This is a genomic window from Yinghuangia sp. YIM S09857 (assembly GCF_051388915.1).
Lineage (GTDB): Bacteria > Actinomycetota > Actinomycetes > Streptomycetales > Streptomycetaceae > Yinghuangia.
Window position 1 is genome coordinate 269,836 of record NZ_JBPKBH010000001.1, and the last position, 8,651, is coordinate 278,486.

7 protein-coding genes are annotated in these 8,651 nt (G+C 74.1%); 2 read left to right on the forward strand and 5 right to left on the reverse strand.

Translation table 11 applies throughout. The annotated features are described in order from the left end of the window. Positions 1–120: 120 nt before the first annotated feature. Positions 121–1,278 (forward strand): acyl-CoA dehydrogenase family protein, encoded by a 1,158-nt coding sequence (locus ACRX5S_RS01210; protein ID WP_436770767.1) that lies wholly within the window; start codon positions 121–123, stop codon positions 1,276–1,278. A 92-nt stretch (positions 1,279–1,370) separates the two neighbouring features. On the opposite strand, the gene ACRX5S_RS01215 is transcribed toward ACRX5S_RS01210, so the two are convergent. The 5 genes from ACRX5S_RS01215 to ACRX5S_RS01235 form a co-directional block, all read right to left on the reverse strand. Then, on the reverse strand, positions 1,371–3,680 hold the full coding sequence (locus tag ACRX5S_RS01215) for an MMPL family transporter (protein WP_436770768.1): 2,310 nt from the start codon (positions 3,678–3,680) through the stop codon (positions 1,371–1,373). 287 nt (positions 3,681–3,967) lie between these two features. Next, positions 3,968–4,633 carry a response regulator gene (locus ACRX5S_RS01220; protein WP_436771131.1) on the reverse strand — a complete coding sequence of 222 codons (666 nt, stop codon included), beginning with the start codon at positions 4,631–4,633 and terminating at the stop codon, positions 3,968–3,970. A gap of 122 nt (positions 4,634–4,755) precedes the next feature. Next, the gene (locus tag ACRX5S_RS01225; protein ID WP_436770769.1) at positions 4,756–6,066 is read right to left on the reverse strand and encodes a sensor histidine kinase; all 1,311 of its coding nucleotides are present in this window, start codon (positions 6,064–6,066) and stop codon (positions 4,756–4,758) included. A gap of 343 nt (positions 6,067–6,409) precedes the next feature. Continuing rightward, positions 6,410–6,928 carry a hypothetical protein gene (locus tag ACRX5S_RS01230; RefSeq protein ID WP_436770770.1) on the reverse strand — a complete coding sequence of 173 codons (519 nt, stop codon included), beginning with the start codon at positions 6,926–6,928 and terminating at the stop codon, positions 6,410–6,412. A 183-nt stretch (positions 6,929–7,111) separates the two neighbouring features. Continuing rightward, the gene (locus ACRX5S_RS01235) at positions 7,112–8,065 is read right to left on the reverse strand and encodes a hypothetical protein (protein WP_436770771.1); all 954 of its coding nucleotides are present in this window, start codon (positions 8,063–8,065) and stop codon (positions 7,112–7,114) included. Between the two features lie 96 nt (positions 8,066–8,161). Between ACRX5S_RS01235 and ACRX5S_RS01240 the strand changes: the two genes are divergently transcribed. Beyond that, entirely contained in the window at positions 8,162–8,602 is a 441-nt protein-coding gene (locus ACRX5S_RS01240; protein WP_436770772.1) for an Lrp/AsnC family transcriptional regulator, read from the forward strand. The last annotated feature ends 49 nt before the right edge of the window (positions 8,603–8,651 follow it).

Genomic DNA, 8,651 nt, shown 5'->3' on the forward strand with positions numbered 1-8,651 from the left:
TGCCGCGGGGCGGCCGCCCTGCGTACGATCGGAGCACGCCGCGCGGTGATCCCGCCCGGCCCACCTGTCTCACCTGTCACCGCCGGACTCCCATAAGGGGCCCCACGGAAGGACGCACCGATGGCCGTCGTGCGCAGCATGCCCACCGAGGAAGCCGCAGCCCTCCTCGACCTGACCCGCGACATCGTCGCCAAGCAGGTGGCCCCGCGCGCCGCCGCGGACGAGGACGCGGCGCGCTTCCCGCGCGACATCTTCCGCACGCTCGGCGCCGCCGGGCTCCTTTCGCTGCCCTACCCCGAGGAGTACGAGGGCGGCGGCCAGCCGTACGAGGTGTACCTCCAGGTCCTGGAGGAGCTGGCCGCGGGCTGGCTCGCGGTCGGGCTCGGTGTCAGTGTGCACACGCTGTCCTGCTATCCGCTGGCGGCATTCGGCAGCGACGATCAGCGCGCGGCCCGGCTGCCCACGATGTTGTCCGGTGAACTGCTGGGCGCCTACTGCCTGTCCGAGCCGCAGTCCGGTTCCGACGCGGCCGCGCTGACGACGCGCGCGGTGCCGGACGCGGACGGCGGGGCGTACACCGTCACGGGCACCAAGGCGTGGACCACGCACGGCGGCGTCGCCGACTTCTACACGGTGATGGTCCGCACCGGGGAGCCGGGACCGCGCGGCATCAGCACGGTGTTCGTGCCGTCCGACGCGGAGGGGCTGAGCTTCGCGGCGCCGGAGCGCAAGATGGGCATGCGCTCCTCGCCGACCGCGCAGGTGCACCTGGACGGGGTACGCGTCCCCGCGGCCGACCGCATCGGTGCCGAGGGCACCGGCTTCAAGATCGCCCTGTCCGCACTGGACTCCGGGCGGCTCGGCATCGCCGCGTGCGCGGTCGGGGTGGCGCAGGCCGCGCTCGACGCCGCGACCGACTACGCCCGCGAGCGCCGCCAGTTCGGCGCCCGCATCGCGGACCTCCAGGGTGTGCAGTTCATGCTCGCCGACATGGCCACCGCCGTCGAGGCCGGCCGTGCGCTCTACCTCGCGGCCGCCCGACTCCGGGACGCGGGAAGGCCGTTCGGCAAGGAGGCCGCGATGGCCAAGCTCTTCTGCACCGACGCGGCGATGCGCGTGACAACGGACGCGGTCCAGGTCTTCGGCGGCTACGGCTACACCGTGGACTTCCCCGTCGAGCGCTACATGCGCGAGGCGAAGGTGCTCCAGATCGTCGAGGGCACGAACCAGATCCAACGCATGGTGATCGCAAGGCAGTTGGTACGCGGGGGCGCGTGACCGACGCGACGCGCGGCGCCGGTGGCCCACCGTGCCGTCCCGACCGGCCTCGGAGGACCCCTGGTCGCCCCGCCCCCCTGACGGCACGTCGCTCAGGACTGCGCGCCGGTGGGCGCCGGTTCCCGTACCGCCGCGGTGATTTCGTCGTCCGCCCGGCGCGCGGGGGCTTCGGTGAGGCCGTATCGGTCGTGCCACTTGCGCAGTGGTTCCGGTGCCCACCATGCGGTGCGGCCGAGGAGGGTCATCGCGGCCGGGACGGCGAGCATGCGGACGACGGTGGCGTCCAGGACGATGGCCAGGGCGAGTCCGAGGCCGATTTGGCGGATCGGGGAGAAGCCGCCGGTGGTGAAGGCCGCGAACACCACGACGAGGAGCAACGCGGCACCGGTGACCACGCGTCCGCTGCGGCGCAGCCCTTCGCCGACCGCGGTGCGCGGATCGCGGCCGTCCAGCCATTCCTCGCGGATGCGGGACAGCAGGAACACCTCGTAGTCCATGGACAGTCCGAAGGCGATGGCCGCGATGAGCACCGGCGCGGTCGCGTCCACGGCGCCGAGGCCCTGGCCGAAGTGCCCGTCCTGGAACAGCCACACGACGATGCCGAGGGACGCGCCGACCGCGAGGACGTTGGACAGCACGGCCTTGATCGGGAGCAGCACCGAGCCGGTGAAGGCGAACAGCAGCGCGAGTGTGGCGAGCAGGATGACGGCCGCCGCGTACGGAATGCGGTCGGCGAGCATCGCGTGGTAGTCGACCAGGCGCGCGGCCGGGCCGGTGACCTGGACGTCGAGCCCTGCGTAGTGCGGCAGTTCGCGCAGATCGCGGATGTCGCGGACGACCCGTTGGGTGGGTCCGCCGTCGGCGGGGGTGCCGCGGGGGACGTCGACCCGCACGGTGAACACTGTGGTGCCGTCCGGTTCCTGACGAGGCGTCGTCTCCCGCACGCCGGGGAGTCGGGCGATGTCGGCGGCGAAGTCCTCGACACCGGCGGCCGGTCGGCCGGTCGGTGTGGTGGACCCCGCGCCGGGCGAAGCCTTGGGCCTCACGAGGACGTCGACCGGGTCCGCGACATACTGCGTGCCGAAGTCGTCGCGCACCCGCTCGTACACCTGGCGGGACTCGGACGAGGTCGGCAGCGAGCGCGCGTCGCCGCCGGACAGCCGCAGCCCGGACGCGGAGGCGGCCAGGACCGCGAGGGCCGCGGCGAGCAGGGTCAGGACGACGACGGGGCGTCGGCCGACGAGAGCGGCCGCGCGGGCGAACACGCGTCCCTCGCGGGCCTTGGCGCGGGCCGCAGGAATGCGGTGGCCGAACAGGCGCAGCAGCGCGGGGAGCAGCGTCAGGGCGGCGATCATGTTGATGGCGACGACGGCCGCTCCGGCCATGCCGATGCCGCGCAGGAACGGGTCCGGGAAGACGAGGAGTCCGGCGAGTCCGGCGGATACCGTGAGGCCGGAGACGAGGACGGTGCGTCCCGCGGTCGCGGAGGTGCGGCGTACCGCGGCCTCAATCGAGTCCCTGCCCCGCTTGCCGTCGAACACCCCCGTGTCGTGAGCCAGTTCCTCGCGGAAGCGGGTGACGATCAGCAGCGCGTAGTCGACTGCCAGGCCGAGGCCGAGCATGGTGGTGACCTGGACCGAATAGACCGAGACGTCGGTGACCAGGCTGAAGCCGTACAGGACCAGGAACGTCGATGCGATGCCGACCAGGGCGACGGCGAGCGGCAGTCCGGCCGCGACCACGCCGCCGAAGACCACCAGGAGCAGCAGGACCACGATCGGCAGTGAGATCAACTCGGCCCGGTTGAGGTCGTGTTCGGCCTGGTCGTTCATCTCGGCCTCCAGCAGCGGGCCGCCGCCGACCCGGACGCCGGGTGCGTCGATGCCGCGCAGGATGTCGGCGGCGTCGCGTGCGGTGGCCAGGACGGGCGGTGCTCCGGGGCGCCAGGCGACTTCGACGCGCACGAGGACGGAGCGTCCGTCGTGTGCCGGCGGGAGCGCGGTGGGTGAGGTGTAAGGGTCGGCGACGGATACGACGCCGGGGAGGGCGCGGACGCGGTCGGCGGCGGAGCGTACCTGCGCGGCGAACTCCGGGTCGTCGGTGGCGCGTCCGCCGATGACGGCGGTAATGGTCTCGCCGCCGCCGGAAGTTCCCTGGGAGCCCGAGCCGATGCGGGCGAGGGCGTCCGCGGCGCGGTCCGACTCGCTGCCGGGTGCGGTGCCCACGGATGTGGTCAGGCGGCCGAACACCGCGCTGCCGAGGGCGAATCCGCCGACCGAGACCACTAGCCACAGGGCGACGGCGAACCACGCGCGACCGCGTCCGATCCGGCACTTCGGCGGACGGGGGCAGCGCGGCCCGCCCTCGCCGGGGGAGAGCGGCGGCTGGAGGATCACGGGCATGGCGGAACTCCCTGGGGACGCGGCGGGTTTCGGTGCGGCATGCGGGGCACGTGTGGCCGGGCGGGGGTGCGGGATCCGCCCGGCGGTGCGGTGTCGTTCTGCGTCCATCGTCGTGCGCGGAAGGGGTACGCCGGATCGCCGCCACGAGGGGTCCTGCGGGATCGCCCGTGCGGGGGAGGCGGCGTATGCGGATCAGTCGCGCGGGGGAGTCGGGACGTCCGAGTGGGCGGTACGGGGGAGGCCGTGTCCGGCCGGTCAGCCGTGCGGGGGAGGCGGGGCCCGCGGGACTATTCGGCCTCGCCCGGTTCGGCGATGACCAGGCCGGTTTCGTACGCGCAGATCACCGCGTGCACCCGGTCCCGCAGGTGCAGCTTGGAAAGCACGTTCCCCACATGCGTTTTGACGGTGTGTTCGCTGATCACGAGCTCCGCCGCGATCTGCGCGTTGGACATGCCGCGGGCGAGCAGCAGCAGCGTCTCGCGCTCGCGCTCGGTGAGGATGTCGAGGCGGCGGGCTGGGGTTCGGCCGCCGTCCGACGTCGGCCCGTCCCGGCCGGCGGTCCCGGCATCCCCGGCGGCGCCCGCCGCTTCGGCCGCGACCATACGCGTGATCAGGCGCCGGGTGACGGACGGGGCGAGCAGCGCCTCGCCGGCCGCGACGACGCGCACCGCGTGCACGAGGTCGTCGCGGCGTACATCCTTGAGCAGGAACCCGCCGGCTCCGGCGCGCAGCGCGTCGTAGACGTATTCGTCGTGGTCGAAGGTGGTCAGCATGACGACGCGGCTCGACGTCTGCTCGCACACCAGGCGCGTGGCCTCGATCCCGTCCATGCGGGGCATGCGTACGTCCATCAGGACCACGTCCGGCCGGTGCTCTCGCGCGGCGGCCACCGCGGCGACGCCGTCCGGCACTTCGGCGACCACGGTGATGTCCGGCTGGGCGTCGAGGATCATGCCGAAGCCGCTGCGCACGAGTTCCTGGTCGTCCGCGACGACGACGCGGATGGGGGACGGCGGACCGGAGGAGTCGCCGTCGAAGCCGGGACCGGGCGCGGGACCGCGGTGCGGTGGGGCTGTCACCGCGTCAGTTTCGCGTACTCGGCCGCGACTTCGCCGCCGTGGTCGACACCGACGCCGCCGCCTTCGGCCGGTCGTGCCTTCGGGAAGCGCCCCGTCACGCGGAAGCCGCGGCCGCCCGGCCGGGGTCCCGCGACCAGCGACCCGCCCGCGGCCTCGACGCGGTGGGCGAGTCCGACCAGTCCGTATCCGCCGCCTTCGGGCCTCGCGCGGTCCGCCGCCGATGCCGCGCCGATGCCGTCGTCGTCGACCGCCACCTCCAGACGGTCGTCGGCCCAGGTCACGCGTACCCACGCTTGCGATGCCCGGGCGTGGCGGACCGTGTTGGTGAGCGATTCCTGCACGAGCCGGTGTACGGCCAGCGACACGTCGCCCGCCAGCGGCCGCGGCGTGCCCTCGGTCGTGTGTTCGACCCGCAGTCCGGCGTCGCGGACCCGGGCGACGAGGTCCGGGAGCGTGTCGATGCCGGCCTGCGGCGCGCGATCGGGATCGGCGGTCTCGCCGGGCCGGTTCAACAGGCCTAGGAGCCTGCGCAGTTGCGCCATGGCGTCGCGTCCGGCCCCGGCGATCGCGTCGAACGCGGCCTCGGCGCGCGCCGGGTCGCTGCGTACCACGACCGGCCCGGCCTCGGCCTGCACGACCATCAGGCTCACCGCGTGGCCGAGGATGTCGTGCATCTCGCGGGCGATGCGCTCGCGTTCGCGGAGCGCGGCGCGATCCGCCTCCAGGTCGCGTTCGCGGGCCAGCTGTGCGGCGCGGGCCTCCAGCGTCGCGGCGTGGATGCGCCGGGTACGGGCCGAGCAGCCGAGGACGTACGCGGTCAGCAGGCTGAGCAGGGGGAACATGTCGCCGTACAGCAGATCGCGGACGCTCAGCCCCGACGCGAGCAACCCGGCCACGCACAGCACCGGCACCCACTTGCGCACCCGGTCGGGTCCGCGGTCGGCGACCGTGTAGACGCCGATGAGGGCGCCGTACTGGAGGTGCTGGCTCGGCAGGTCGGGAAGCCGGTCGTACACGACCGCCGCCACCGAGACGACGAGTGCCGTGCTGAACGGCCAGCGGCGGCGCCACGCGAGCGGGACGGAGGCGAGGGCGACGAGGAGGTACGCGTACCAGTGGTCGGTGCCCGACGGCATGCCCGAGGCGTCGATGCGCAGCAGCGCGACCATCGTGCACAGCACCAGGAACGCGAGCGCGGCGTCGGCCGGATAGTGGCCCAGCGACGCCCCGGCGGCCCGTACGCGCTCGACCGTCCGGAGCACGCGCGGCGGAACGGTCCTGGCCAGGAGGGCGATCGAGGCGGCCACGCACGGTCCTCTCGGGCTCGGCGGTGAGGGCGGACGTCGGGGCTGAGCGTCCCCGAGGCGGTCACACGGACGGTGCGACGCCTCCGCGATCGAGTATCGGGACGGCCCGGCGCCCGCAACTCCCCCGCACGGGGGATATCGGCCCGTGGCCGCCCCGATCGTCGCCGGCGGCAAACCCACGCGGCCCTACCGCTCGTAGACCAACGGCAGCGCCGAACGAGGCCACCACCGCTGCTCGACGACGCACGGACCTCCCCACGGCCCTGCACCGTCGGCGATCTCCGCTCCCGCACCGCACTCGGCCGCGAGCCCCCCGTCAGCCGCGTCAGTTGCGGGCCGATGCCTAGGTCGCCGCGTGGGAGAAGGGTTGCGCGCGCCAGTCGACGTCCGCAGGTAGCGTGCGCGGCGGCGTAGTCGGCGGTTCCGGTTCCGCTTCGGGGACGGCGTCGGACTCGGGATCCGCGGGACGCTGTGAACCGGGGCAGACCAACGCCGAGAACGGCTCGGTCGAGGCGGGGCCCACGGCGTGCACCGGAATGCGCCACGCGTGTGCAGCCGACGGGCTGCTCGGAAGCGGCGCCCGCGCGTCGTGGTCGCCGCCGCCGTCATCCGCGTGCCAGTCCGGTCCCGTCCCGTCGTCGCCGACCCGCACAGGCGCCTCGTCCGCCGCCAGAACCGTGCCGCAGTCGGCGCACCGCAGCCGGGCGGGCCCCGCCGCGAATCGCGGCGCCGGATCGGCTGCCCGGCCGGGGACCGCGGCACCGGTTCTCTCCGGCCGGTCCGCACCCGCCTGCTCCGCGGGCGACCCGAGGTCGTCGGCGAGGTCGGGGATGTCGCGGATGTCCAGGGCGATGCTGCTCATGGTGTCCCCCTGTCGCGTGCGCGGACACACCCGTGGGTGTCGGTGGTCCCGCTGCGCCGACCATAACCGCGAGGGGTGACGGAGCGCAGTACCCAGGTTTTGCGCAGCCGGCGGTTGGCCGGAATCATCCCGGTTCGCCCGGCGGCGAGACCGCCGCCGGAGCCCGTCCCACGTCGCCGCGCGTCAACGCGCCGGCGTGCGCGACTCCGCCGGATGCGGCTCCACCGCCCGCCGCAACTGCTCCAGCCGGAACGGCAGCGGCTCCCATCCGGGGTGCCCGACCATGTCGGCGTTCACCTGCACTACCGTCCGGGTGTACGCGCGGGCCAGGCCGCGCGGCATCAGCGGCATCCCGGGCGGACGCAGCCGCGCCTGCCCCTCGGCGTCCAGCACCCCGGCGTGGTTGCCGCGCACCGAGACCCACAGCGACTTCGCCGTCCCCTGCACCTCGCGGATCAGCTCCTCGCGCACATCGAGCCAGTGGTGCAGGGCCGCGCGGGTGGGGCCGGACAGTTCGTGGACCTCGGTCGTGGGCGGGGCCACCGAGCGGGCCTGCGGCTTGCGTACGACCGTCACCGTGTCGAGGTCGGGCCCCAGGTCGGCGAGCTTCAGCGCGCACAACTCCCCGGCGCGGGCGCCGGTGTCGAGGACGACGCCGACGAGCGCGAACAGGCGTACGCGTCCCGGATCCGCCCCCGGCCGGTCGGCGGCCGCCTCCAGCCAGCCCTGCAACAGCGAGCGCTGCCGCGCGCCGACCGGCTTCTTCAGCTCCTGCATCGCGGGGCGCTCCGGCAGGAACACCGGGACCTTCCCCGCACGCGCCAGGATCTCCAGGCAGTCCATGCGCACGCGGATGCTCGCCACCGTCGACGTGGTGCTCCCGGCGGTCACGCGCGTACGCAGCTCGCCGCGCCGGGCGAGGCCGAGATAGACGGTCACCGGTTCGGCGGCGAAGAGCGCGGCGAGCGAGTCGCGGGCCTCCGCGGGGAAGCCCTCGCGTACCACCGCCCGTCGCAACTCGCCCGCGACCCAGCGGAGTTGGCGGGCGCGCGAGGCGGAGGTGTCGTCGCGGGAGGTCACGCTCAGCAGCGCGCGGTCGAGTTGTTCGAGCGCGGTGATGCGGCCTGACGAGGTCATGCGGCCCAGCCTAGCCGCCGAATAACGGGCCGGTCCCGGACACGCGGAGTGCCACGCGGCCGACCCTGCCGCGCGTCCATGCCCTAGGTTTTACGCGTGGAGGACCTCGACCGACAGATCGTCCGACTTCTCGTCCGCGACGGTCGCATGAGCTACACCGACCTGGGCAAGGCCACCGGCCTGTCCACCTCGGCGGCGCACCAGCGCGTCCGCCGCCTCGAACAGCGGGGGGTGATCCGCGGCTACGCCGCGGTCGTCGACCCCGACGCGCTCGGGCTGCCGCTCACCGCGTTCATCTCGGTCAAACCGATCGACCCGGCGGCCCCCGACGACGCGCCGGAACGCCTCGCCGACCTCGACGAGGTCGAGGCCTGCCACAGCGTGGCCGGCGACGAGAGCTACATCCTCAAAATCCGCGTGGGCGCGCCCGGCGACCTCGAAGCCCTGCTCGCCAAAATCCGCGCCGCGGCCAACGTCGCGACCCGCACCACGGTAGTCCTGAGCACCCCTTACGAAGGCCGCCCGCCGAACCTGTAGTCCCGGGCGAACGCATCCGCGAATCGCCGGGCCGACGCGGGGGGGGGGC

What these genes read in the sequence shown, in the direction of transcription:
- ACRX5S_RS01210 (WP_436770767.1), top strand. Translation starts at nt 121, where the DNA reads ATGGCCGTCGTGCGCAGCATGCCCACCGAGGAAGCCGCAGCCCTCCTC.
- ACRX5S_RS01215 (WP_436770768.1), bottom strand. Translation starts at nt 3,680, where the DNA reads ATGCCCGTGATCCTCCAGCCGCCGCTCTCCCCCGGCGAGGGCGGGCCG.
- ACRX5S_RS01235 (WP_436770771.1), bottom strand. Translation starts at nt 8,065, where the DNA reads ATGACCTCGTCAGGCCGCATCACCGCGCTCGAACAACTCGACCGCGCG.
- ACRX5S_RS01220 (WP_436771131.1), bottom strand. Translation starts at nt 4,633, where the DNA reads ATGATCCTCGACGCCCAGCCGGACATCACCGTGGTCGCCGAAGTGCCG.
- ACRX5S_RS01230 (WP_436770770.1), bottom strand. Translation starts at nt 6,928, where the DNA reads ATGAGCAGCATCGCCCTGGACATCCGCGACATCCCCGACCTCGCCGAC.